Annotated in this window: 17 protein-coding genes; 8 read left to right on the top strand and 9 right to left on the bottom strand. The window is 71.5% G+C overall.

The features are described 5' to 3' along the window. The first annotated feature begins 19 nt into the window (after positions 1-19). On the top strand, positions 20-2,968 hold the full coding sequence (gene ligD, locus HQN59_RS07315; RefSeq protein ID WP_176067659.1) for a DNA ligase D: 2,949 nt from the start codon (positions 20-22) through the stop codon (positions 2,966-2,968). Between the two features lie 134 nt (positions 2,969-3,102). Beyond that, positions 3,103-5,037, top strand: a complete 1,935-nt coding sequence (locus HQN59_RS07310) for a hybrid sensor histidine kinase/response regulator (protein ID WP_176067657.1) — start codon at positions 3,103-3,105, stop codon at positions 5,035-5,037. A gap of 19 nt (positions 5,038-5,056) precedes the next feature. Here the strand turns inward: HQN59_RS07310 and HQN59_RS07305 are convergent, their stop codons facing one another. Further along, positions 5,057-6,043, bottom strand: coding sequence for an SDR family oxidoreductase (locus HQN59_RS07305; protein WP_176067655.1), 987 nt, complete (start codon positions 6,041-6,043; stop codon positions 5,057-5,059). A gap of 67 nt (positions 6,044-6,110) precedes the next feature. Beyond that, a complete protein-coding gene (locus HQN59_RS07300; protein ID WP_176067653.1) occupies positions 6,111-10,295 on the bottom strand; it encodes a chemotaxis protein CheB in 4,185 nt (1,394 codons plus the stop codon). Between the two features lie 341 nt (positions 10,296-10,636). Between HQN59_RS07300 and glf the strand changes: the two genes are divergently transcribed. From glf to HQN59_RS07275, 5 genes are all read left to right on the top strand, one after another. Next, positions 10,637-11,881 (top strand): UDP-galactopyranose mutase, encoded by a 1,245-nt coding sequence (glf, locus tag HQN59_RS07295; protein ID WP_176067652.1) that lies wholly within the window; start codon positions 10,637-10,639, stop codon positions 11,879-11,881. A 93-nt stretch (positions 11,882-11,974) separates the two neighbouring features. Beyond that, a complete protein-coding gene (locus HQN59_RS07290; protein WP_176067650.1) occupies positions 11,975-12,754 on the top strand; it encodes a hemerythrin domain-containing protein in 780 nt (259 codons plus the stop codon). Between the two features lie 70 nt (positions 12,755-12,824). Continuing rightward, on the top strand, positions 12,825-13,184 hold the full coding sequence (locus HQN59_RS07285; RefSeq protein WP_176067648.1) for a hypothetical protein: 360 nt from the start codon (positions 12,825-12,827) through the stop codon (positions 13,182-13,184). Between the two features lie 497 nt (positions 13,185-13,681). After that, positions 13,682-14,866 carry a glycosyltransferase gene (locus tag HQN59_RS07280; RefSeq protein WP_176067646.1) on the top strand — a complete coding sequence of 395 codons (1,185 nt, stop codon included), beginning with the start codon at positions 13,682-13,684 and terminating at the stop codon, positions 14,864-14,866. Beyond that, the gene (locus HQN59_RS07275; protein ID WP_176067644.1) at positions 14,863-15,684 is read left to right on the top strand and encodes a DUF2334 domain-containing protein; all 822 of its coding nucleotides are present in this window, start codon (positions 14,863-14,865) and stop codon (positions 15,682-15,684) included. The genes HQN59_RS07280 and HQN59_RS07275 overlap by 4 nt, the downstream gene beginning before the upstream one ends. On the opposite strand, the gene HQN59_RS07270 is transcribed toward HQN59_RS07275, so the two are convergent. From HQN59_RS07270 to HQN59_RS07260, 3 genes are all read right to left on the bottom strand, one after another. After that, complete coding sequence (locus HQN59_RS07270) at positions 15,671-16,207, bottom strand: phosphatase PAP2 family protein (protein ID WP_176067642.1); 537 nt, start codon at positions 16,205-16,207, stop codon at positions 15,671-15,673. The two genes, HQN59_RS07275 and HQN59_RS07270, sit on opposite strands and share 14 nt — an antisense overlap. Further along, the gene (locus HQN59_RS07265; protein WP_176067640.1) at positions 16,188-17,345 is read right to left on the bottom strand and encodes a glycosyltransferase family 4 protein; all 1,158 of its coding nucleotides are present in this window, start codon (positions 17,343-17,345) and stop codon (positions 16,188-16,190) included. Before HQN59_RS07265 ends, HQN59_RS07270 begins: the two co-directional genes overlap by 20 nt. A gap of 89 nt (positions 17,346-17,434) precedes the next feature. Then, entirely contained in the window at positions 17,435-18,538 is a 1,104-nt protein-coding gene (locus tag HQN59_RS07260; protein ID WP_176067638.1) for an AI-2E family transporter, read from the bottom strand. Between the two features lie 317 nt (positions 18,539-18,855). Here HQN59_RS07260 and HQN59_RS07255 point away from each other — a divergent pair, with 317 nt between their 5' ends. Continuing rightward, on the top strand, positions 18,856-20,184 hold the full coding sequence (locus HQN59_RS07255; RefSeq protein WP_176067636.1) for a M16 family metallopeptidase: 1,329 nt from the start codon (positions 18,856-18,858) through the stop codon (positions 20,182-20,184). Positions 20,185-20,216: 32 nt separating this feature from the next. On the opposite strand, the gene HQN59_RS26015 is transcribed toward HQN59_RS07255, so the two are convergent. The 4 genes from HQN59_RS26015 to HQN59_RS07235 are packed head-to-tail and all read right to left on the bottom strand — an operon-like array spanning position 20,217 to position 23,827. Further along, positions 20,217-20,780: a DUF1003 domain-containing protein gene (locus tag HQN59_RS26015; protein ID WP_342451148.1), complete on the bottom strand. Its 564-nt coding sequence runs from the start codon at positions 20,778-20,780 to the stop codon at positions 20,217-20,219. Further along, positions 20,767-21,588 (bottom strand): TIGR04290 family methyltransferase, encoded by an 822-nt coding sequence (locus tag HQN59_RS07245; protein WP_176067632.1) that lies wholly within the window; start codon positions 21,586-21,588, stop codon positions 20,767-20,769. Before HQN59_RS07245 ends, HQN59_RS26015 begins: the two co-directional genes overlap by 14 nt. After that, on the bottom strand, positions 21,585-22,730 hold the full coding sequence (locus HQN59_RS07240; RefSeq protein ID WP_176067630.1) for a CgeB family protein: 1,146 nt from the start codon (positions 22,728-22,730) through the stop codon (positions 21,585-21,587). The genes HQN59_RS07245 and HQN59_RS07240 overlap by 4 nt, the downstream gene beginning before the upstream one ends. Beyond that, complete coding sequence (locus tag HQN59_RS07235) at positions 22,727-23,827, bottom strand: CgeB family protein (protein WP_176067628.1); 1,101 nt, start codon at positions 23,825-23,827, stop codon at positions 22,727-22,729. Before HQN59_RS07235 ends, HQN59_RS07240 begins: the two co-directional genes overlap by 4 nt. Positions 23,828-23,835: the final 8 nt, after the last annotated feature.

Below are 23,835 nucleotides of genomic sequence, written 5' to 3'. Positions count from 1 at the left end.
ACGACGCAGAGGAGGACCGATGGCCACGGCGCTGCAGCGCTACTACGACAAGCGCGACTTCTCGATCACCAGCGAACCGACCGGCGGCACGCCGTCCGCAGGCGGCACGCTGAGCTACGTCATCCAGAAGCACGCGGCGACCCGCCTGCACTACGACTTCCGCCTCGAGCTCGACGGCACGCTCAAGAGCTGGGCGGTGCCGAAGGGGCCCAGCTTCGACCCCGCCGACAAGCGGATGGCGGTGCACGTCGAGGACCACCCGCTCGGCTACGCGACGTTCGAGGGCACGATCCCGCCCAAGCAGTACGGCGCCGGCCAGGTGATCGTCTGGGATCGCGGCACCTGGGAGCCGATCGGCGACCCGCGTGCCGGCTACGCCGCCGGCAAGCTGAAGTTCCGCCTCTACGGCGAGAAGCTGCACGGCGGCTGGACCCTGGTGCGCATGCACCGCCGCGCCGGCGAACGTCAGGAGCCCTGGCTCCTCATCAAGGAACGTGACGACGCGGCCCGGCCGGCGTCGGAGTTCAACGTCGTCGAGGAACTGCCCGCGAGCGTGCTCTCGGGCGCGACCATCGAGGACCAGCGCGCCGGCAGCGGCAAGTCCGCCAAGCCGCTCGCGACGGCGACGCCGGCGGAGGCCGCCGCGGCGGCCGACGCGGCCCCGGAGCCGGCGGCCAAGAAGCCGACCAGGAGCGCGACGAAAGGCAGTGCCGCGAGCGCATCGAAGACCGCCGCGCCCGCGAAGAAGACCGCCTGGCGCGCGGCCGCGAAGGGAACCAAGGCGAGCGCAGCGGCCAAGGCACCCACCAAGCGCGCCAAGCCGACTGAGCCGGAGCCGCTGGCGCAGCCGGCGGAGCCGGCCGCATCGCCACCGGAGGCGGGTGACGACACGCTGGCGCTGCCCGCCGGCGCCCAGCCTGCCGCCGTGCCGGCCACGCTCGCCCCGCAACTCGCCACGCTGGTCGCGAGCGCGCCGCACGACGCCGGCTGGGTCTACGAAATCAAGTTCGACGGCTACCGCCTGCTCGCGAGAATCGACGGCGGCGACGTTCGCCTCTTCACCCGCAACGGCAACGACTGGACCGACAAGCTGGTCAGCCTGGCGCGCGACCTGAAGCAGCTCGCGCTGCCGGCCGGCTGGTACGACGGCGAGATCGTCGTCGTCGGCAGCGGCGGCGCGCCCGACTTCAACGCGCTGCAGAACGCGTTCGAGGCGTCGAAGACCGAGGCCATCCAGTACTACCTGTTCGACCTGCCGTTCTGCGCCGGGCACGACCTGCGCAGCGTGCCGCTGGTCGAGCGCCGTGCCTTGCTCGACACGGTGCTCGGCCGCGCGACCGCCGACCATCCTGCGAGCCGGATCCGCTACAGCCAGGACTTCCCGTCGACGCCCGAGGAGCTGCTGCAGAACGCCTGCCGCATGCGGCTCGAGGGCGTGATCGGCAAGCGCGCCGACTCACCGTACGTCGGCAAGCGCTCGCCGAACTGGATCAAGCTCAAGTGCACGCAGCGCCAGGAGTTCGTGATCGGCGGCTGGACCGACCCGCAGGGCTCGCGCACCGGCATCGGCTCGCTGCTGCTCGGCATCCACGACGAAGCCGGCAACCTGCGCTTCGCCGGCGGCGTCGGCACCGGCTTCGACGAGGCCACGCTGCGCATGCTGAGGAAGCGCCTCGATGCCATCGGTGCCGCGAAGACGCCGTTCGTCGAAAAGCCGCGCGACGTGCGCGGCCACTGGGTCGAGCCGACGCTGGTCGCCGAGGTGTCGTTCGGCGAGTGGACCAGGGACGGCCGGGTTCGCCATGCCGTGTTCCACGGCCTGCGCAGCGACAAGCCGGCGGAATCGATCACCCGCGAGGAGGCCAAGCCGGGCGCCGTGGTCGAAGCCGCGGCGGATGCGGAGGTCGCGCAGGCGGCGCCTGCGCCCAGGAGCGAGGGCAAGGCAACCCAGGGCAAGGAGGCGCCGGCGGCGTCGGCCCACGCGGCGGCGAAATCCACCGGCAAGGCCGCGAGCAAGACCGCGGCGAAAACGTCGGCGACGACGCCAGCGAAGAAGCGCGCCGCGGCCGACGACGCCCCGACCGCCGAGTCGCTCGGCGTGCGCGTCAGCAACCCCGACCGCGTGATCGACCCGTCGACCGGCGCGACCAAGGTCGACGTCGTCAACCACTACCTGCACGTCGCGCGGCTGATGCTGCCGCACCTGGCGGGCCGGCCGGTCTCGATGGTGCGCGCGCCGACCGGCATCACCGGCCCGCACGTGTTCCAGCGCCACGCCGAGACGCTGAAGATCGCCGAGCTGAAGAAGCTCGACCCGTCGATCCTGCCCGGCAAGCCGCCGATGGTCGAGATCGACTCGTTCACCGCGCTCATCAGCGCGGCACAGGCCAACGTGATCGAGTTCCACACCTGGAACTCGCCGTCGAAGGCGGCCGACAAGCCCGACCGCATGATCTTCGACATCGACCCCGGCGAAGGTGTCGGCTGGAAGCAGATCCAGGAAGCCGCCGACATCACCGGCAAGCTGCTCGACGAACTCGGCCTCGCGAGCTTTCTGAAGACGAGCGGCGGCAAGGGCCTGCACGTGGTCGTGCCGCTGACGCCCAAGGACCGCTGGGAGCGCGTCAAGGACGTCTCGGAGGCCATCGTCGCGCACCTCTCGCGCGTGTTCCCCGATCGCTTCGTGCTCAAGAGCGGCCCGAAGAACCGCATCGGCAGGATCTTCGTCGACTACCTGCGCAACGGCTTCGGCGCGACCACCGCGGCGGCCTACTCGGTGCGGGCGCGGCCCGGGCTCGGCGTGTCGGTGCCGTGCAGCTGGGACGAGCTCGGCTCGCTGACGAGCGGCGCGCACTGGACCGTCGCGACGATGCCCGAGCGCCTCGACGAGCCGGGCGACCCCTGGCGCGCCTACTGGACGACGCGGCAGACGCTCGCCAAGGCGGCCAAGGCGCTCGGCGTCGGCTGAGCCCGCGGCGCGGCCGCGCGGCGCCTCGTGAAGGGCGGCGCGGCGGCATCCCCGTGGTGCCGCGTTCCGGACGCTCCCGGCCTCTGCACCGTTTGGGAGCCGCACGTATGCTCCGGGCTCCTCCGAGTCCACGCATGCTTGACGCTTCGGTCTACCACCTCGCGTTCGACCAGTCGCCGGTCGGCGAGTACCTGCTGTCGGCGAGCGACGATCCGGTCATCCTGGCGGTGAACGATGCGTTCCTGCACGCCGTCGGACGCAGCCGCGACGACCTCGTCGGCCAGCGCCTGTTCGCCGCGTTTCCCGGCAACCCCGACGATGCCGGCGACACGGGCGTCGCGCCGCTGCGCGAGTCGCTGCGCCGCGTGCTCGCGACCGGCGCTCCCGACACGCTGCCGCTGCAGCGCTACCCGATCACCGTCGTGCAGGCCGACGGCAGCCGCGTCTTCGAGGAGCGCTGGTGGAGCGCGCGCAGCACGCCGATCTTCGGCCCGGCCCGCGAGCTGCTGTGCATCGCGCATCGCACGGAGGACGTCACCGAGAAGTGGCGCGTCGAGCAGGCCTTGCGCAAGGCGCAGCTGCGCGCCGAAGTGGCGCTCCGCATCGCCCAGCTCGGCACCTTCGACTGGAACTTCAGAACCGGCGAGATCGAGCGCTCGGAGCGCACCGCGCAGATCTACGCGTTCGCCGAGCACGAGGGGCGCCACGCCGACGAGTTCTTCGCGCGCCTGCACCCCGACGACGTGACCAGCATGCAGTCGGCGATCGACGCGAGCCTGGCGGCCGATGGCGCGATGGAACACAGCTTTCGCATCCGTCTGCCCGACGGGTCGGTGCGCCACGTCAAGAGCATGGCGACCAGCGAACGCGGCGAAGACGCCGAGTGGGAGCGCCACATCGGCGTGATGATCGACATCACCGAGCACGTGCAGCGCGAGCAGGCGCTGCTCGAATCGAGCCGGCGCAAGGACGAGTTCCTCGCGATGCTCGCGCACGAGCTGCGCAACCCGCTGGCGCCGATCGCGGCGGCCGCCTACGTGCTGCAGGTCGCGCACGGCGACGCGGCCAAGATCGAGCGCGCCAGCGCGATCATCGATCGCCAGGTGCGCCACATGGTCGCGCTGGTCGACGACCTGCTCGACGTCGCCCGCGTCACGCGCGGACAGGTCACGCTCGCGCGCGAGGAGCTCGACCTGCAGCGCGCGGTGGGCGAGGCGGTCGAGCAGGTTCGCCCCGTCATCGAGGCGCGCCGCCACCAGCTCACGGTGTCGACCGCGCCCGGGCGCGTGCTGGTGTTCGGCGACGCCAAGCGTCTGGTCCAGGTGATCACCAACCTGCTCACCAACGCGGCCAAGTACACGCCCGAAGGCGGTCGCATCGCGATCGACCTCGCGGTCGACGCGGCGACGGTGCACCTCTCGGTGAGCGACAGCGGCCAGGGCATGACGCCGGAGCTGGTGGCGCACTGCTTCGACCTTTTCGTGCAGGCCGAGCGCGCACGCGATCGCGCCGCCGGCGGGCTGGGCATCGGGTTGCCGCTGGTGAGGAGCCTCGTCGAGCTGCACGGCGGCAGCGTCGCGGCCGAAAGCGCGGGGCCCGGCCACGGCAGCCGCTTCACGGTCACGCTGCCGCGCATCGTGCCGGTCGAGCGCGCGGCAGCTGCAGCGCACGACGCGGGCACCACGGCGCAACCCGGCGCGCACACCTTGAGCGTGCTGATCGTCGACGACAACGAGGACGCCGCCGAGATGCTCGCCATGATGGTGGGCGAGCTCGGGCATCGGGCGGTGGTCGAGCACCACCCGCGCCATGCCCTCGACCGCCTCGCGCTCGAGCGGCCCGACGTGGCGCTGCTCGACGTCGGGCTGCCCGACATGGACGGCTACCAGCTCGCGGCCACGATCCGCGAGCGTGTCGCGCCGGCGCCGCGACTGGTCGCGATCACCGGTTACGGCCAGCCGCAGGACCGCGCCGACGCGCTCGCCGCCGGCTTCGACGAGCACTTCGCCAAGCCGGTCGACGGCCACGCGCTCGCCGCCCTGCTCGCGGCGGTCGAGCGCGCGGCCTGACCGCCGCAGCACTCGCCGCTCAGATCGCGCCGACGCTTCCGGTCACCGGCAGCACGATGCCGCTGATGTAGCCCGAGCAGGCCGGCGCGGCGAGAAACACGTAGGCGGGCGCGAGCTCCTCCGGCTGCGCCGCGCGCTTCATGTCGGTGCTGGAGCCGAACTCGCCGACCTGCTCGGCGGGCGAATCCGCCGGATTCAGCGGCGTCCAAACCGGCCCCGGCGCGACCGCGTTGACGCGGATGCCCTTGCCGATCAGGTTCGATGCCAGCGACTTGGTGAACGCATGGATCGCGCCCTTGGTCGCCGAGTAGTCCAGGAGGCGCGAGCTGCCCTCGAGCCCGGTCACCGAGCCGGTGTTGATGATCGAGGCGCCTTCCTTCAGGTGCGGCAGCGCGGCGCGCGCCATCCGCATGTAGCCGAGGATGTTGGTCGTGAAGGTCTCTTCCATGCGCTCGTCGCTGATGTCGGTCAGCGACTCCGCGTGCTCCTGGAACGCAGCGTTGTTGACCAGCACGTCGAGGCGGCCGAATGCCTTGAGCGTCTCCTGGACCGCGCGCTCCGGAAACGCCGGGTCCTTCACGTCGCCGGCGATCAGGATGGCGCGTCGCCCCTCGGCCTCGACCGCCCGCTTGGTCTCCTCGGCGTCGTCGTGCTCGTCGAGGTACGCGATGGCGACGTCGGCGCCCTCGCGCGCGAACAGCACGGCCACCGCACGACCGATGCCCGAGTCGGCCCCGGTGATCAGCGCCGCGAAGCCATCGAGCTTGCTGCTGCCGAGGTAGTCGGGCGCCATGTAGCGCGGGCGCAGCTCGAGCTCGGACTCGTGTCCCGGCTTGGCGATGTGCTGGGCCGGCAGCTTTTCGGGTTGGCGCCGCGCGCCCGCCTGCACCGCGCTCTTCTTGGCGGGCGCCTTCTTGGCCGGTGCGCTGTCGCGCGCGTCCTGCTCGCGCTGGATGCTGCGCTGTTTCTCGGCGGTCGGGCTGGTCTTTTTCGTGGACGTGGGCATGGTTCTCCTTTCGAACGTCGACAGCGGCCGCGCGCTGGCGGCCTTCGCCGCCGCGCCGGCCCCGGATTCAGCGGCGCCGCGGCGGCTGGCCGCTCGGCGCTTCCGAGCGGCGCGAGCGCAGCAGCTGATCGAACACGCGACCGAGCTGCGAAAAGTCGATCGGCTTGTCGAGGTGCGCCGAGAAGCCCGACGCCAGCGCGCGCTGCACGTCCTGCGGACGGCCGTAGCCGGTGAGCGCGATCGCCGGCACGCGCGCCGTCGACGGCATCGTGCGCAGGCGTTGGATCAGCTCGTAGCCGTCCATCCCGGGCATGCCGATGTCGGAGATCACGAGGTCGAATTCGTGACTGGTGGCGAGCTCGATCGCCGCGGCGCCGCTCGAGGCGGTGTGCACCACCATGCCGTCGGCCTCGAGCAGGAAGCTGAACGTCTCGAGCGTGTCGGTCGTGTCGTCGACCAGCAGCACCCGCACGCCCTTCATGCGCGGCTCGGACGGCAACTCGGGCTCGAGCGCGCCGAGATCGGTTCGCTCATGGAGCGGCAGCCAGACCCGGAACGTCGAGCCGAGTCCGAGCCCGGGCGACTCGGCGGCGACGCGCCCGCCGTGCAGATCGACGAGCCCTGCCACCAGCGCAAGGCCGATGCCGAGACCGCCGGCCTCGCGGGTGGTCTGCGAATCGGCCTGGCGGAACATCTCGAACACGTGCGGAACGAACTGCGGCGCGATGCCGCGCCCGCTGTCCGCGACCTCGAGCAGCGCCTGCTCGCCATCGCGGCGCAGCGCCACGTCGATGCGGCCCACCTTGGTGAACTTGATCGCGTTGCTGAGCAGGTTCCAGGCGATCTGCTCGATGCGCACCAGGTCGCCGTCGACCAGCAGGGGCTCCGGATCGGGCGTGTAGTGGAACTCGAGGCCCTTGGCGGTCGCTTCCTGGCGGGCGCCGTTGAGCACGGTTTGCAGCGCGTCGCCGAGCCAGAGCGGCTGGCGCTCCAGCGTCAGCTTGCCGGCGTGGGTACGCGAGAGGTCGAGCAGGTCATCGATGATGCGGGCCTGGCTCTGCACGGTGCGCTGGATCGTGCGCGCCGCCTTCATGACCGGCGCGACGTTCTGCGCCTCCGGCAGCGTCATCAGCACCTGCGTGTTGACGTTGATCAGGTTGAGCGGGTGCTTGAGCTCGTGCGACATCACCGCGAGGAACTCGCTCTTGAGGTCGCTGTCGGCGAGCGCCTGCGCCTTGTCGATGCGTGCCGAGGCAAGCTCGTGCTGGCGCGCGTGCTCCTCGTTCATCTTCCGGGTGGCGTCGAACGCGATCTTCGCGAAGCCCTCGAGACCGCCGGTGCGCAGCGGCGTGGTCACGCCATTGGCGAAGAAGGTCGAGCCGTCCTTGCGCACGTGCCAGCGGTCGTCGCTCGCACGCCCGCTCTCGGCGGCGCGCTGCAGTTCCCGCTCCGGGATCTTCTGTTCGCGATCCGCCGGCAGGAACAGGCGCTCGAACGACTCGCCCATGACCTCGGCCTCGCTCCAGCCGAACACGCGTTCGGCACCCGCGCTCCAGCTCGTGAAGCGCCCCTCGCGGTCGAGGGTCATGATCGCGAAGTCGGGCATGCTCGCCGCGACCAGCGCCATCTGCGCCTCGCCGATGTGCATGCCGTGCTCGGCGCGCCGCCGCGACGTGATGTCGACGAAGGTGAGCACCGCACCGCCGATGCGGTCGTCGGCACTGCGATACGGCAGCACGCGCCCCAGGAACCAGCGGCCGTCGGTGCTCTCGACCTCGCGCTCGATCGGGCGCAGCGTCGCGAAGGTCTGCTCGGCATCGTCCGCGAGCGTCGGGTAGAGCAGCTTGTGCGTGATGTCGAGCAGCGAGCGGCCGACGTCGCTGTCGATGATGTTGAAGATCGATCTGGCTGCCGGCGTGAAGCGCTTGATGCGCATTCCCGCATCGACGAAGACGGTCGCGATCTGGGTCGCCGCGATCAGGTTCTGCAGGTCGTCGTTGACGTCGGTCGTCTCGTCGACCTTCATCTTGAGTTCCTGGTTGACCGTGATCAGCTCCTCGTTGGTCGACTGCAGCTCCTCCTTGCTGGTCTCGAGCTCCTCGGTGGTCGAGCGCAGCTCCTCGTTGATGGCCTGCAGCTCCTCGTTCGACGCCTTGAGCTCCTCGGCCGAGCTCTCGTACTGCTCGATGGTCGCGCGCAGCTGGTCGTCCTTCCTCTGCAGCTCCGATTGGAGCTGGAACACCAGTGGGTCCCTCTCGGGCAGGTTGCCGTCGCCGTCGAGCACCGGCGGCGCGACCTCGACCTCGTCGAACAGCACCAGCAGCAGGTCGTTGGGCAGCTCCGGGTGCTCGACCGGGCGCGCCGTCATCTTCACGTGGGCGAGCTGGCCGTCGCGGCTGACGTCGACCCGGCGCGACTCGACGCCCTTGCTGAACAGCGTGGCCTGGAACAGCAGCGTGCGCAGCTCGCTGCGCAGCTCGGGCTGCACCACGTCGAGCAGGCGGTGCGAGGGCTCGCCACCGCCGAAGCGCAGGTAGCGCCCGGCGCGCGACGACAGGTGGATGATCTCGGCGTCGCGATTGACGATCACGCTCGGCGGCGCGTGCTCCTCGAGCAGCTGCTGGTGCAGCTCGGCCATCGAGCGCTTGCGCGGCCCCGCCAGTGGCGGCTTGACGGGTCGCAGGCGCGGGCTGCGGGCGACGCTGCCGAGCGGAAACGTCGGCAGCGTGCGGGTCGAGCGCACGTCGACATTGGAACGGTAGATGCGCAAGCGCTTGTCCACCGCCGTGAAGAGGCGCGGCGCGGCGTCGGCCGATTCCGAGCTGCCGAGGAAGAGGTAGCCGCCCGGGCGCAGCGCGAAGTGGAACATCTGCAGGATGTCGTTCTGCGCCGCCTTGTCGAGGTAGATCAGGAGGTTGCGGCAGCTCACCAGGTCGAGCCGCGAGAACGGCGGGTCGCGCAGGATGTCGTGGCGCGCGAACAGCACGTGCTCGCGCAGCTCGCGGTTGATGCGGTAGCCGGCGTCCTCCTTGACGAAGAAGCTGCGCAGCCGCGCCACGGTGACGTCGGTCGCGATCGCGCCGGGATAGAGCGCGTCGCGCGCGACGCTGAGGGCCGCCTCGTCGATGTCGCTCGCGAACACCTGCACCGGCCGCGCGACCTCGGCGCGGGCGGCCTCGTCACGCAGCAGCATGCCGATCGAGTAGGCCTCCTCGCCGGTCGAGCAGCCGGGCACCCAGACGCGCAGCGGCTCGTCGGCGAACCTCGCGTCGAAGAACGTCGGCATCACCTCGCGCTCGAGCGCCTCGAACGCCTCGCGGTCGCGGAAGAAGTTGGTGACGCCGATCAGCATGTCGCCGAGCAGCGCCGGCGCCTCGGCCGCGTGCTGGCGCAGGTGCTGCCGGTATGTGGGCAGATCGGGCGTGCCGCAGACCTGCATGCGGCGCTCGATCCGACGCAGCACGGTCGCCCGCTTGTAGTGGCTGAAGTCGTGACCCGTGCGGCGCAGCAGGATCGCCATCACCTCGTCGAGCGCGGCCTCGGCGATCGCGGGGTTGTCTTCCGGCTGGGCGCTCAGGCGCGCGATCTCGGGCTGCGGGATCTTCAGGGAGCGCGCGTTGCGCCAGAGGTCGAGCAGCTTCTGCGGGATGTCGGCGGTCGGCAGCACGAAGTCGACCATGCCCGTCGCGATCGCGCTGCTCGGCATGCCCTCGTACTCGGCGTCCTCCGGGCTCTGCGCGAGCACGAGCCCGCCCTGGTCCTTCAGCCGCGCGATGCCGACCGAGCCGTCGGCGCCGGTGCCCGACAGCACGACGCCGATCGAGCGGTCGCCGTGCGCGTCGGCCAGCGTGCGGAAGAACAGGTCGATCGCCACGTGCGGGCCGCGCGTGCGTCGGCTCGGGCGCACGCCGAGCTTGCCGTCGACCATGTGCAGCTCGCGATTGGGCGGGATCACGTACACGTGGTCGCGCTCGATCGGCACGTCGCCGGCGACCTCGCGCACCGGCATGCGGGTCGACTTCTGCAGGATGTCGGCGACCTTGCTCTCGTGGCGCGGCGACAGGTGCAGGATGACGACGAACGCCATGTCGGGCGCTGCCGGCAGCCCCTCGAAGATACGGATCAGCGTCTGCAGACCACCGGCCGACGCACCGAGCCCGATCACCGGAAAGTCGAGGCCGCTCTTGGCGACCTGGCTCTCCGGCAACGATCCGTCGTCTTCCTCGACGAACGCTTCGATTTCCTTGGACATGGACGGGGTTCGCGATGAGCGGGAGCGAGGCCGACGGCCTCAGCGACCCGGCGGCGCCGCGGCGGCGCGGTCACCATGCCGCGATGGGGCAGCGCTCGACGCGTGAGGCGACGCGCCCCGGCGGTCGAAGTGGCGTTGGAGCCGGCGAACGTCGGGCGGGATGTGCGTGCTCATTCGGGCGTCGTTGTCTGCGCAGCCTCGGCCGCTCGGACACCCGACGGCAACGGCCATGCCCACGCAGCGTCGTGCGCCCTCGCCCCGAGTTGGCGCGTGCGCCGGGCACAGCACTTGCCCTTCCGACCAGCGGCCGATCGGCGCCGTGTCAGCAAAGAAAGCATCTCGTGGATAAAGGCAGTTCGGTATTTCGCAGCGCAGCCTCGAATGCGGTCCCGGGTGGATCGGGCTTCGACACGCTGATCGTGGGCGCCGGTTTCGCGGGCGCCGTGCTCGCCGAACGGCTGGCGAACGTGCTGGGGCAGCGCGTGCTGATCGTCGACAAACGCCCGCACATCGGCGGCAACGCGTTCGACAAGTACGACGACCACGGAGTGCTGATCCACCCTTACGGGCCGCACATCTTCCACACCAACTCGGCCGACATCTTCGACTACCTGTCGCAGTTCACGCAGTGGCGTCCGTACCAGCACCGGGTGCTGGCGAGCGTCGACGGTCAGATGGTTCCGATGCCGATCAATCTCGACACCGTGAACAAGCTCTACGGCCTCGAGCTCACGTCGTTCCAGATGGAGGAATGGCTCGAGTCGGTCGCCGAGAAGAAGGAAGTGATCCGCAATTCCGAGGACGTGATCGTCAACAAGGTCGGCCGCGACCTCTACAACAAGTTCTTCCGCGGCTACACGCGCAAGCAGTGGGCGCTCGACCCGTCGGAGCTCGACGCGAGCGTGACCGCCCGCGTGCCGACCCGCACCAACCGCGACGACCGCTACTTCGCCGACACCTACCAGGCGATGCCGCTGCACGGCTACACCCGCATGTTCGAGCAGATGCTCAAGCACCCGAACATCAAGGTGATGCTGAACACCGACTATCGCGAGATCGTCGAGCTGATCCCGTACCGCCACATGGTCTACACCGGGCCGATCGACGCGTTCTTCAACTTCAAGCACGGCAAGCTCCCGTATCGCAGCCTCGAGTTCCAGCACGTCAACGTGCCGCAGGAGCAGTTCCAGCCGGTCGGCACGGTGAACTACCCGAACGACTACGCCTACACCCGCATCAGCGAGTTCAAGCACATCACCGGGCAGAAGCACCCCACCACCTCGGTCGTGTACGAGTACCCGCGCGCCGAGGGCGACCCGTACTACCCGGTGCCGCGCCCCGAGAACGCCGCCATCTACAAGCTCTACGAGGACGAAGCCGAGGCGATGGACAACGTCACCTTCGTCGGGCGCCTCGCGACCTACAAGTACTACAACATGGACCAGGTCGTCGGGCAGTCGCTCGCCGCGTTCAAGCGCATCCAGCGCCGCGTCGAGGCCGAACGCAGCGCCGCTGCAAGCGCCCTCATCGACGATCCGGCCACGCGCGGCAGCAGCGCCCGGGAAGAGCTCGCCGCGAGCGTGTAGGAAGAATCTGTTTCTTGCGTCCGGCAGCTTCATTCGAGCTGCCTGATCGCCTAACGTGGGCGGGTCATCCAACAGCAACGAGGAGAGTCCCCGATGGCCACTGCGAAGAAGGCAGCTGCAAAGAAGAGCCCGGCAAAGAAGACGACCCCAGCGAAGAAGACCAGCGCGAGCGCCAAGAAGGCGGCGCCCGCGAAGAAGGCAGACTCGACGAGAAATACGGGCGCCACGGCCGTGAAGAAGGCCGCGCCAGCCAAGAAAGCCCTGGCGGCCAAGAAGGCTCCCGCCAAGAAGGCCGCCGCCCGCAAGACTGCGGCCAAGTCGGTTACGGAGCTGCTGGCGCGCGGGCCGCTCGACGCGGTGAAGCTTCTCACCGCGGACCACCGCGAGGTGCGCCAGCTGTTCGATCAGTACGAGGAGCTCGCCGACCGCGAGGCCGAGGCCACCGAGCGCAAGCAGCTCGCCGAGCGGGTCTGCAAGATGCTCGAGGTGCACGCGCAGATCGAGGAGGAAATCTTCTACCCGGCGGCCCGCGAGGCGCTGTCGGACGACGACGAGGACCTTCTCGACGAAGCCAAGGTCGAGCACGACTCGGCCAAGGACCTGATCGCGCAGATCCGCGCGATGGAGCCCGATCAGGACCTCTACGACGCCAAGGTGAAGGTGCTGGGTGAATACGTGCAGCACCACGTCGAGGAGGAAGAGACCGAGATGTTCCCGAAGTGCCGGCGTCGCAAGATGGACCTGGGCGAACTCGGCGAGCGCCTCGCCGAGCGCCGCGGCGTGCTGCTCGGCGACGCCGTTACGGGCGGCAGCGGCAGCAGCAGCGGCGGCGTCACTGCGGTGTTCGGCGCAACCGCCGGGCAAGTCGAGTAGAGCTCGACGAGCCCCAGCCGTGCGGCGGTCGCTGCCGCACGGCCTCCCCATTTCCCTGAACGAGGTGCCCATGAACGCAACCACATCGAACGACCCGGTCTCCTTCCCCACCTCCGCCAGCATGTCCGGCTCGTCGGGCGCCGGCGGCTCGAGCGGCTCCGGCACCGAATACCGCGACGCCACCGTCACGCGCACGGCGATGCAGGCGCATGCGGCGGTCGACAAGGTCGCCGACTCGATCGGCCCGGTGGTCGACCGCGTCAAGGACGTCGCCGCCCGTGCCAGCGAGCGCCTGCGCTTCGGCGACCGCGGCATGGAGGACATGCAGGACGAGGTGCTGAACGCGCTGCGCCAGACCGTTCGCAAGAACCCGGTCGCGGCAGTCTCGATCGCGCTGGCGCTCGGCTGGATGATCGGCCGCAGCCGCTGAACGCAGGCGGCGGGCACCACGCCCGCCCGGGTTCGCTGTCGGCGGCGTCATGCCGTCGATGGAGAACTCTGAAGGGCTCGATTCGGCACCCGCAGCGGTGCCGATTTCGCTTCTGGCAAAGCTTGCTCGGCGGCTTTTCAACGCCTCCCCATGAACGCGACGGCGTCGCGATACGGCGCAGCCGTGCAAGGTCTTGAAGGCGGCGCGGCTGGGTAAGACCGCGCGAGCATCCGAACTGGACAGCGCGTGCCAAGCCCCTCTGCAACACCGTTCACCCCGCGCGCGCGTTGCAGCCGACCCACCCCGAGCGTGGCCGGAGGCTCGACCGCTTGATCGTCCCGGCCGCAGCCGCAACGCGGTTCGAGCTGCCGCGAGGTGGCGCAACAGGCGCCGTCGCGCGCGCAACCGCAGCGCCACCCGATCGCCCGCCCTCCGAGCGACGCCGCTACAGTCGCGCTCGCCGCGCGTGCGGCTGCCCTTCGCCTCCCATCCGTCCCATGACCCGCCCCGCGCGCGATTGCCACGTCGTCGACACGACGATGTTCTGGAGCCCGACGGGCGGCGGCGTGCGGCGCTATCTGCACGCCAAGCACGCGTGGCTGGCCGTGCAGCCGGGCTGGCGCCACACGATTGCGGTGCCGCGCGGCAGCGATCCGGCGGCGCCGGAGCCGTCGAGCCCGGTGCGCGCGGTGTTGCCGTCGTTGCCGATCCCCGGCTCGGGCGGCTATCGCCTGCCGGTGTCGCGACGCGCGGTCGCGGCGGCGCTGCGTGACCTCGAGCCCGACCTCGTCGAGTGCGGCGACCCCTATCGCGTCGCCTGGGGTGCGCTCGACGCCGCGCAGGCGCTCGGTGTTCCCGCGGTCGCCTACTGCCACTCGAACCTCGAGCGCATGGCGCAGCTCGCGGGCGGGCGGTGGGCCGGGGCGGCGGCGCGGCGGTATGCGGCGCATCTGTACCGCCATTTCGACGCGGTGCTCGCACCAAGCCAGAGCATGACGCGCCATTTGCGGGCATGGGGCGTCGATCGTGCCGAGTGCCAGCCGCTCGGCGTCGACAGCGCCCTCTTCCACCCGGCGCGGCGGGCACGCGACGCTCGCGTCGCCCTCGGCGTCGGCGACGACGCGCGGCTGCTCGTGTTCGCCGGCCGCTTCGCGCCGGAAAAGCACCTCGACGTGCTTGCTGCAGCAGTGTGCAAGCTCGGCGCGCGCTACGTGCTGCTCGCGGTCGGCGCGGGCCCGACGCCGCCACCGGGGAGCGAGCGCGTGCGCATCGTCCCGTTCGTCGCCGGCGCGCCGGCGCTCGCGGCGCTGATCGCGAGCGCCGACGCGTTCGTGCACGCCGGCGACCAGGAGACCTTCGGTTTGTCGGTGCTCGAGGCGATGGCGTGCGGAACCCCGGTGATCGCGCGGCGCGCCGAGGGGCTTGCCGAACTCGTCGATGCGAGCGTCGGCGCTTGCGTCGACGGCGGCAGCGCCGACGACTTCGCCGCCGCGATCGACGCGTTCTTCCGCGATGCCGACGTCGCGGCCTGCCGGGCCGCGGCTCGCGCGCGCGCCGAGCGCCACGACTGGAACCGCGTGCTGCCCGAGCTCGCGGCGCGCTACCAACGTCTGCTCGACTCCGGCCCGGAGCGCGCGCCGGCGACCGCAGCCGGCATCGCCGCCGACGCGCCGCTCCGATGAACGCGCCGGACCCATCGGCGGACGCGACTGGGGCGGCCCGCCGGCACCGCGACCGCCCCGCCGCGCGGCCCGCGGCCGTGCTCTGCGTCGTGCTCCACGACGTCGCGACCTCGACGCGAGCCGCCTGCGAGCGCGTCATGCGCGCCGTCACCGAGGTCGCGCCGGTGCCGCTGACCCTGCTCGCGGTGCCGCGCTACCACCACGAAACCCCGAGCGCCGCTTTCGAGCAGTGGCTCGGCGAGCGCAGCCGCGCCGGCGACGAGCTCTCCTTGCACGGCCTCACCCACCTCGACGACACCCGCGACGCGAGCGGCTTCGTCGACCGCATCCGGCGCCGCAGCTACACGCGCGGCGAAGGCGAGTTCTCGGCGCTCGACGCGGCCGAGGCGACGCGGCGCCTGCAGCTGGGCATCGACTGGTTCGCCGCGAACGGCTGGCCGCTGCACGGCTTCGTCGCGCCGGCGTGGCTGCTCGGGCCGGGGGCCTGGCAGGCGCTCGGGGCGTTCGATTTCCGCTACACGAGCACGCTGCGCCACATCCACCTGCTGCGCGAACGGCGCCGGCTCACCAGCCAGAGCGTCGTCTACAGCACCTCGGCGGCGTGGCGGCGCGCTTCGTCGGTGGTGTGGGCCGCCGTGGTCGAGCGCGCCGAGCGCGCCAACCCGCTGCTGCGGATCGAACTGCACCCGCGCGACGCCGACCATGCGGCGGTCCGGCGCTCGTGGCAGCGCATCCTCGAGCGCCACCTCGCGACGCGCCAGGCGCTGACGGTGGTCGATGCCTTGGCGCGGGTCGCGCCGGCGGCTACAGCAGGTTGAAGCTGATGCCGGCCATCAACGCCCCGATCAGCGCGCCGACGATCACGTCGCTGGGGTAGTGCAGGCCGAGCACGACGCGCGAGAGCGCGAGCAGCAGCGTGAACGGCCACACGACGACGGCGAGCACCGGGTAGTAGACGGTGATGATCACGCTGAACGCCACCGAGTGCAGCGTATGCCCGCTCGGAAAGCTGTACTCGTCGAGCGGCCGACTGCAGGCGCGCACGCCCGGTATGGCCCGGCACGGCCGCGGTCGCGCGATCCAGCGCTTGATGATCAGGTAGAGCGTGAGGTCGACCAGGCCGACGATGGCCATGCGGATCGCGCACGCGGTGCCGGACTCGCGCCCGAACCACGGCAGCGCGAGGATCACGATGTACCAGACCCAGCCGTCGCCGATGCGGCTGACGGCGTCGAGCACGCGCACCACCCAGTCGCGCGTCGACGCGCCGTGCATCCAGCGCGCGACCGAGCTGTCGCGCTCGGCCCACGAGGGGTAGGCGTCAGGCCGCAGCCGCGACATGCTCGGACCTTTCGTGAGGCGCGGCGGCGGCCGCGTGCAGGTGCGCCTCGAGCCGCCCGAGCACGTCGCTCCACTGCGCCTGGCGCCCGGCGGTGAGCGCGCGGGTGCGCATCGCCGCGAGTTCGGCTTCAGGCAGCGTCGCAACGCGCGCGACGGCCTCGATGAACGCCGCGTCGTCGCCGGCCGGCACGAGCGCGCCCGACCGGCCGTCGACCACGTGCTCGGCCGCCGCGGCAACGTCGAACGCCACCACGGGCAGCCCGGACGCGAGCGCCTCGAGCGTGACGTTGCCGAAGGTCTCGGAGAGGCTCGCGAACGCGAACGCGTCGGCCGACGCGTAGCAGGCCGCGAGCTCGTCGCCGCGCTTGACGCCGACGAAGCGCACCTCGGGATGCGCCGCCTCCAGCTTCGCCCGCAGCGGCCCGTCGCCGACGACGACGAGCTGCAACCCGGCGCGGCGCTCGCGTGCGGCGGCGAACGCCCGCAGCACGAGTTCGACGTTCTTCTCGGCGGCGATGCGGCCGACGGTGATCAGCACCGGCGCATCGCCGACCTGCCATGCCGCGCGCAGCTCGGCACTGCGGCGCGCGGGGTCGAAGCGCGTGGTGTCGACGCCGCGGCCGACCACCGCCAGATGCTCGAAGCCGCGCGCGCCGAGCTCGCGCTCGAGCGCATGCGTCGGCACGAACGTTAGCGTGCTGCGGTTGTGGAAGCGCCGCAGCAGCGCCTCGATCGGACTGGCGAGCGCGCCGAGGCCGTAGAAGCGGCTGTACTGGTGGAAGTTGGTGCGGAACTCCGACGCGACGGGGATGCCGAGCGAACGCGCGGCGCCGAGCGCGGCCCAGGCGAGCGGCCCCGGCGTCGCGAGGTGGACGAGCGAGGGACGCGACGTTGCGAGGCGGGCCCGCACGGCACCCGGCAGGGCAAGGCCGAAGCGCAGGTCGCGGTACATCGGGATCGGCAGCCCGCCAGTGCGCCACTCGTCACGGTCGTCGCGCGCCGCCTCGCCGGGCTGACGCGGGCGGATCAGCTGGACGTGGTGGCCGCGACCGCGCAGGAACGCGACGCTGCGTTCGACCGTCAGCGACACGCCGTTCAGCTCCGGCGGGTAGGTCTCGGTGACGTAGGCGATGCGCATCGGGCTGCAAACGGGCATGGGGTCCGGCGGCAAGCCATGTGCCCGCGCCGGGGCGGCCCGCCCTGGCTCGCGAGCCGTGACGGGCAGGTTCATGGCTGGCTCCGCCCTGCTCCGACGCGCCCGGCGCCGGCAGGTTCCGCCTGCAGCAGGCGTTGCAGGGGCGGTACGGCGGTGCCGTTGCCGTCGAGATAGCGGCAGACGGTGCGGCCGCGCCGCACGCGCCGGCACAGCGCGCGCAGGCCCAGCAGCAGCGGCACCGCGAGGAACGCGCCGGCGACGCCCCAGAGCCAGCCGAGCACCATCACGGAGAGGAACACGAAGACCGGCGGCAGGCTGAGCTGGCGGCCCATGATGAGCGGGGTGAGGAAGTTCGCCTCGACCGCGTGCAGCGCCAGGAACGCGGCCGGCGGGCCGAACATCGACCAGCCGACGCCGAACGCCACGCTGCCGGCCAGCATCAACATCAGCGTGACCACCAGCGGCCCGAGGTACGGCACGAAGGTCAACAGCGCGGTGACGGTGCCCCAGAGCACGGGGTTCGGCAGGCCGATCGCCCAGAGCGCGAGCCCGGTCGCGATGCCCAGCGCGACGTTGACGAGGCTCATGGTCCAGATGAAGAGGCCGATGTCGCGCTGCGACTCGCGGATGCCCGAGAGCAGCAGCGCGCGGGTGCGGCGGCGCGGGATCGCCTCGAGCGTGCGCGCGACCAGCCAGTGTTCCGAAGCGAGCATGAAGAACAGCAGGATGACCACCGCCGATGACGAGAGCGTGAAGCCGAGCGCCTCGCCGACCGCGATGCGGGTGAAGCTGAAGCCCTGGGTCGCGAGCTGCTCGCCGAGCGTGTCCTCGGCGCTGCTGCCGCCGCTCGCGCCAGCCGGCGCGCCCGGCGCGATCGGCCAGACCTCGCTGCGCCAGCGCTGCGCCGCCTCGAGAAGGCCGTTGAGCGTCGCCGGCGCGCGCGACCACCAGGCGGCCGCCGGAGCCGCGACCATCCATGCCATCAGCGCGACACCGGCGAGCAGCGAGGCGACGACGAGCGCCGAGCCGACGTACTCGGGAACGCCGCGCCGGCCGAGCGCGCGCACCGCCGGCGCGAGCACGAAGGTGAACAGCACCGCGATCGCGATCGGCACCAGCAGCGGGCGGGCGACCAGCAGCACCGCCAGCACGGCGACCGCGCAGAGGACGCGCACGGCCGGCGCCGAGGACCGCGCGCCGGCGGGACGGGGCGGCGTCGCGTCAGCCACCCACGTTGCGCCGTGCGCGCCCGGGCGTCCCGCCAGCGGAACGATCTGCGTGGCTCGGTCCGAGCCCATCCATGCCTGCTCCATGAAACGTGAAATTGTGCCGACGATAGCGCGGGGCGCCGGCCGCGCCGGGGCGCGCCACCGGGACGCTTGCCCCTCGGCGTCCGCAACCGGGCGCCAGTGACGACAATCGCGGGTTCGACTTCCCTGCCCGGGCGTGCCGCGGATACGCACGACGCCCGCGCGCCTCCGGTTTTGTCCCGATGACCTTCAGCCCCGATTCCGATCTCCGCGTTGCCACCCTCGGCAACGGCGTGCGCGTCGTCGCGATGCGCCTGCCGCACGTCGAGACGGCGAGCGCGAGCGTGTTCGTGCGCGCCGGCAGCCAGCACGAAGGCAGCCGCGACAACGGCATCAGCCACGTCGTCGAGCACATGGCCTTCAAGGGCACCGCGACGCGCGACTGCCAGACCATCAACCTCGATGCCGAGCGGCTCGGCGCCGACGTCAACGCGCACACCGACAAGGACCACACCGCGTTCCACATGTCGGGGCTCGCGCGCGACGCCGGGGCGTTCGTTCGCATGCTGGCCGACATCGTGCTGAACAGCACCTTTCCCGCGGTCGAGCTCGAGCGCGAGCGCGACGTCATCCTCCACGAGTACGCCGAGGACGAGGACGACGCACTCGCCACCGCGTTCAAGCTGTTCGACAAGATGTGCTTCGGCAGCCATCCGCTCGCCCAGCCGGTGATCGGGCTGCGCCGCAACATCGAGCGCTTCAGCCGCGACGAGCTGCTCGGCTACGTGGCGAGCCGCTACAGCGCGCCGAACGTGGTGGTCGGCGTCGCCGGCAACATCGACCCCGACGCGCTGGTGCGCGAGGCCGACGCCGCGTTCGGTGCGATGAAGGGCGGCGCGGTCAACGCGGTCGAGGCGGCGACCTACGTCGGCGGGGTGGCCGCGCGGCGCCAGCCGGGCTTCAGCCAGACCCACGTCGTGCTGGGCTTTCCGCTGCCGCCGCAAGGCGCCGACGACCACGCCGGCGCGGTCGCCGCCGCGCTGTTCGGCGAAGGCATGAGCTCGCCGCTGCTCGACCAGATCCGCGAGCGCCGGGGCCTGGCCTACTACGCATCGTGCTCGGCCGACGTGATGGAGCTCGGCGGTCAATTCGTGATCGAGGCGACCACCGCGCCCGAGCACCTCGACGCCTACATCGTCGAGGTCGGCCGGCTGCTCGCGCAGCACGCCGGGCACGTCGATCCGGTGGGCCTCGCGCGCGCCCGCAACCAGATCGCGGTGCGCCTGCTGCGCGCCGACGAGCGCCCGCTGCGCCGGCTCGAGAACGCCGCGCAGAACCTCTTCGTGCACGGCCGTGTGCGAGCGCGCACCGAGCTGATCGAGCGCCTCGACGCGGTCACTGCCGAGGACGTGCGGCGCGCCTTCGAGACCATGCTCGCGGCGCCGCCGGCGCTCGCCATCGCCGGCAAGCTCGGCAAGCTGCCGGCGGCACGCTACGCCGACGTGCTCGCCGGGGCACTCGGGCGACGCGCGTCGCCCGCACCGGTTGCGCCGCTCGCCAAGGCGGCCTGACGCCCGCGCAGGTCGGCAGGGTCCCGGTCGCCTCAGGCCGCGTCGTCCTGTTCGCCGAGCTTGCGCTCGGTCTCCTGCATGCGGTCGAGCACGTGCTCGGGCGCGACGTCCCTGGCGAGCTCGTCGAGCTCCGGATCCTCCGCCTCGCGCACCTCCATGCGCTTGGCGACCTCGGTGACCAGGGTCAGGATGCGCGTGATCTCGTGCTCGGCGAGCAAACTGATCTGCAGGTCGAGGTCGGCGCGCTGGTCGGCGACCTTGGCCATGCGGTTCTGGCTGATCATGACGAAGGTCGAGATGAAGATCGCCTCGACCGACGCGACCATCGCGAGCGCGACGAAGGTCGGATCGAACTTGGGGACCATCGGTACCCACCCGAGGTTGATCACGATCCACGTCCCGTAGATCACCAGGTGCAGATAGACGAACTTCATGCTGCCGGCGAACTGCGTGATCGCGTCGGCAACCTTGTCTTCGCGGGTGGTCTCGGCGCGCTCCTGCTGGCGCCGCTTGATCAGCGCCTCGACGTTGCGGTCGATGACGCCGGCGGTGTCGCCCGGCTCGCCGACCGCGCGCGGGGCCTCAGGCGTCGCCACGGATCGCGCCGGTGACCGCGGCGAGCTGGCTCGCGTAGAGCGTGCGCATCTTGGCCGCCTCGGCATCGGGCACGCAGAGGTAGATCTCGTGGCCCGGGCGCGCCTCGATGCGCAGCCCGCTCGAACGCAGCATCGCCTCGACGCCGGCGTGGTTGGCGGCCCACCAGTTGGTCGGGTCGCCGGACAGGCGATGCTCGATGAACGCCATCTTCGGCCAGCCGGTCTCGAGCAGCTTGGTGCGGTCGAGGATCGGGCAGTCCTGCGTGTCGGTGTAGACCGAGTCGCCCGGCATCGTGAGGGTCTGGAACATCATCAGCCGGCGCGTGCGCTGGGCCAGCAGGTCGAGCCCCAGCAGCGGGTAGCGCAGGTGATAGAAGACGCCCATGAACCAGACCAGGTCGAAGGTCTCGTCGCTGCGCGCGATGTCGTAGACCTCCATCTGGCGAAACTCGACCGCGTCGGCGAACCCCATCTCGCCCGCTGCCCAGCGCGCCTGCGCGAGGTAGTGCGGGTCGACGTCGATGCCGAGCACCGAGGCGCCGCGTCGCGCCAGCTCGAAGCTGTAGAAGCCGGCGTTGCAGCCGACGTCGAGCACGCGCCAGCCGGTGAGGTCGCGCGGCACGAACGGCTCGATCTGCTGCCACTTGAAGTTCGGGAAATCGCCGCCCAGGAAGTGGTTCGGCAGCGTCTGCACGCCGCTCGGCAGGTGCAGGTTGTGGAACCACGGCCCGAGGGCGTCGATCTGGCGCTGCTGCTCGGCGGCACGCCCGGCCGCGTCGGACGTCGCCGTCTGGCTGTTGGCGCTCATGCGGGGGCTCCCCTGGCGAGTTGGCGGACGTAGCCCTCGAGTTCGAGCGCGCGGTGCGCGGCCGTGTGCTCGGCGAGGATGCGCTGGCGCGCCCGCTCGCCGACCGCGCGGCGCTCGTCCTCCGGCAGGTCGCGCAGGAGGCCGAGCACGTCGGCCGGCGTGTCGGCGAGAAAGATCTCGCTGCCGGGCACCAGCAGCGTGTCGATGCCGTCCCAACGGTCGCTGATGATCGGCGTCGCGCATGCGGCGGCTTCGAACAGGCGCACGCTCGGTGACCAGCCGGCGGCGATCATGTCGGCGCGCGTCACGTTGAGCGTGAAGCGCTGCCGGTTGTAGAACACGCGGTGCTCGGCGGGCGGCAGGTGCGACGTGTAGTGCACGTTCGCCGGCCAGCGCGAGCGGTCGGGGTACTGCGGCCCGGCGATCGCGAAGCGGCCTTCGGGCCACGCGCGCGCCGGCGCGAGCAGCAGGCGCTCGACCGTCGGCTGGCGGTCGTCACTGTAGGTGCCCATGTAGCCGAGGTCGAGGTCCCGCGTGCGGCCGTCGGGCTGGTAAAGCGTCGGGTCGACCGAGCAGTACAGCACCCGCGCCGCCGGCGAGCCGAACTCCTGCTCGAGCCGCGTCAGGGTGGGGCCGCCGGTGAACGACAGGTAGAGGTCGTAGCCGGCGATCTGGCGCGGATCGAGGTATTCGGTGTCGCCACGGGCGAGCTTGGCGAGCGTGACCGGCGTGTCGATGTCGTAGAAGGCGGCGATGCCGGTGGCCCGGCTCTGCACCCAGTCGCCGACCGCGACACCCTCCGGCACGTACGAGCCCACGATCACGAGGTCGGCATCGGCCACCGCGTCGGCATGGTCGCGGCGCAGCTCGTCAAGGTCGCCGTACAGCACGGTGCGTCCGAACGGCGGGTTCGCGAGGTCGCGGTTCTGCGCGTACCACGGCACGTCGCGCTCGAGGAACAGCACGTCGTGGCCGCGCCGCACCAGCTCGCGCACCAGCCCGCGGTAGGTCGTCGCGTGGCCGTTGCCCCACGACGACGTGATCGAGAGGCCGAGGATGACGATGCGCAGCTTCTCGGCCGCGGGCGTCGATGCGGCGTCCACGCCGGCCGCGCGGCCGGCGCCAGGGTTCGGCGTGCTCATGCGACGCTCTCGGCCAGCGGCGCGCGCGCGGCGTGGCCCTCGAGCAGCGCCTCGAGCTGCGCCGCGCGATGCGCGTAGGTGTGCTCGGCGAGCACGCGGCGATACGCGGCCTCGCCGATGCGGCGCGCGGTGGCGGCGTCGGTGCGCTCGACATGCGCCGCGACCTCGTCGCCGTCGCGCGCGACCAGCACCTCGCTGCCCGGCTCGAGGAAGAGCTCGATCCCCTCCCAGGCGTCGGTGATCAGGCAGGCGGCGGCGCCGGCGGCCTCGAACACGCGCGTCGCCGGCGAGAAGCCGTAGCGCGCCATGCTCTCGCGGCTCACGTTGAGCACGGTGCGCGGGGTGCGGTTGAACGCGTTGTGGTCGGCGGTGTAGACGTGGCCCAGGTAGCTCACGTTCGCCGGCATCGGCTTGTCGGCCCAGCCGCTGCCGCCGAGCAGGAAGCGCCGCTCCGGCAGCTGCGCCGCGGCGCGCAGGAAGAACTCCTCGACGCGCGCCTCGCGGTCCGGCAGCCGGTTGCCGAGAAAGCCGAGGTCGCCGTCGAAGCGCGGATCGGCGTCGACCGGATGGTGCGTCGTCGGGTCGAGCGCGTTGTAGATCGGCACGCACACCTGCGCGCCGAAGCCTTCGTAGGCGCGCACCACCGGATCGCCGCCTCCGTAGGTGAGCACGAGGTCGTAGCGCGGCACCAGCGCGCGGAACGGGTCGCTCGCGTCGTGGCCGATGCGGTCGAGCGTCGCCGGCGCGTCGACGTCCCAGAACACCACGCGCGTCGACCGGCCCTGCAGGTCGAGCACCGCACGCTCGAGCAGCGCGTCGAACACGCCGACGCCGCTCGCCTTGACGACGAGGTCGGCGCCGCGCGCGTGATCGACCATGCGCAGCGCGTGGTCGTCGCCCTCGCCCGGGTAGACGATGACCTCGGCCCAGTCGGGGTCGGGGATGTCGCGGTGCTGCTGACGGCCGTAGGCGTCGGGCTCGTAGAAGCGCACGCGGTGGCCGCGCTCGTGGAGCGCGCGCACGATGCCGCGGTAGTAGGTGGCGGCGCCGTTCCAGTAGGCGGAAACGAGGCTCGATCCGAAGAACGCGATGTCCATGGAAGCAG

Origin of the sequence: Rhizobacter koreensis (assembly GCF_013366375.1) — a bacterium.
Classification (GTDB): Bacteria; Pseudomonadota; Gammaproteobacteria; order Burkholderiales; family Burkholderiaceae_C; genus Schlegelella_A; species Schlegelella_A koreensis.
This window is presented reverse-complemented; position numbering and strand designations above follow the sequence as displayed.

Excerpts from the sequence above, each read along its gene's own strand:
- HQN59_RS07270 (WP_176067642.1), bottom strand. The coding sequence starts at position 16,207 with ATGTCGCGGCTGCGGCCTGACGCCTACCCCTCGTGGGCCGAGCGCGAC.
- HQN59_RS07275 (WP_176067644.1), top strand. The coding sequence starts at position 14,863 with ATGAACGCGCCGGACCCATCGGCGGACGCGACTGGGGCGGCCCGCCGG.
- HQN59_RS07235 (WP_176067628.1), bottom strand. The coding sequence starts at position 23,827 with ATGGACATCGCGTTCTTCGGATCGAGCCTCGTTTCCGCCTACTGGAAC.
- HQN59_RS07280 (WP_176067646.1), top strand. The coding sequence starts at position 13,682 with ATGACCCGCCCCGCGCGCGATTGCCACGTCGTCGACACGACGATGTTC.
- HQN59_RS07245 (WP_176067632.1), bottom strand. The coding sequence starts at position 21,588 with ATGAGCGCCAACAGCCAGACGGCGACGTCCGACGCGGCCGGGCGTGCC.
- HQN59_RS07310 (WP_176067657.1), top strand. The coding sequence starts at position 3,103 with ATGCTTGACGCTTCGGTCTACCACCTCGCGTTCGACCAGTCGCCGGTC.
- HQN59_RS07240 (WP_176067630.1), bottom strand. The coding sequence starts at position 22,730 with ATGAGCACGCCGAACCCTGGCGCCGGCCGCGCGGCCGGCGTGGACGCC.
- ligD (WP_176067659.1), top strand. The coding sequence starts at position 20 with ATGGCCACGGCGCTGCAGCGCTACTACGACAAGCGCGACTTCTCGATC.
- HQN59_RS07290 (WP_176067650.1), top strand. The coding sequence starts at position 11,975 with ATGGCCACTGCGAAGAAGGCAGCTGCAAAGAAGAGCCCGGCAAAGAAG.
- HQN59_RS07255 (WP_176067636.1), top strand. The coding sequence starts at position 18,856 with ATGACCTTCAGCCCCGATTCCGATCTCCGCGTTGCCACCCTCGGCAAC.
- HQN59_RS07285 (WP_176067648.1), top strand. The coding sequence starts at position 12,825 with ATGAACGCAACCACATCGAACGACCCGGTCTCCTTCCCCACCTCCGCC.
- HQN59_RS07305 (WP_176067655.1), bottom strand. The coding sequence starts at position 6,043 with ATGCCCACGTCCACGAAAAAGACCAGCCCGACCGCCGAGAAACAGCGC.
- HQN59_RS07300 (WP_176067653.1), bottom strand. The coding sequence starts at position 10,295 with ATGTCCAAGGAAATCGAAGCGTTCGTCGAGGAAGACGACGGATCGTTG.
- HQN59_RS07265 (WP_176067640.1), bottom strand. The coding sequence starts at position 17,345 with ATGCGCATCGCCTACGTCACCGAGACCTACCCGCCGGAGCTGAACGGC.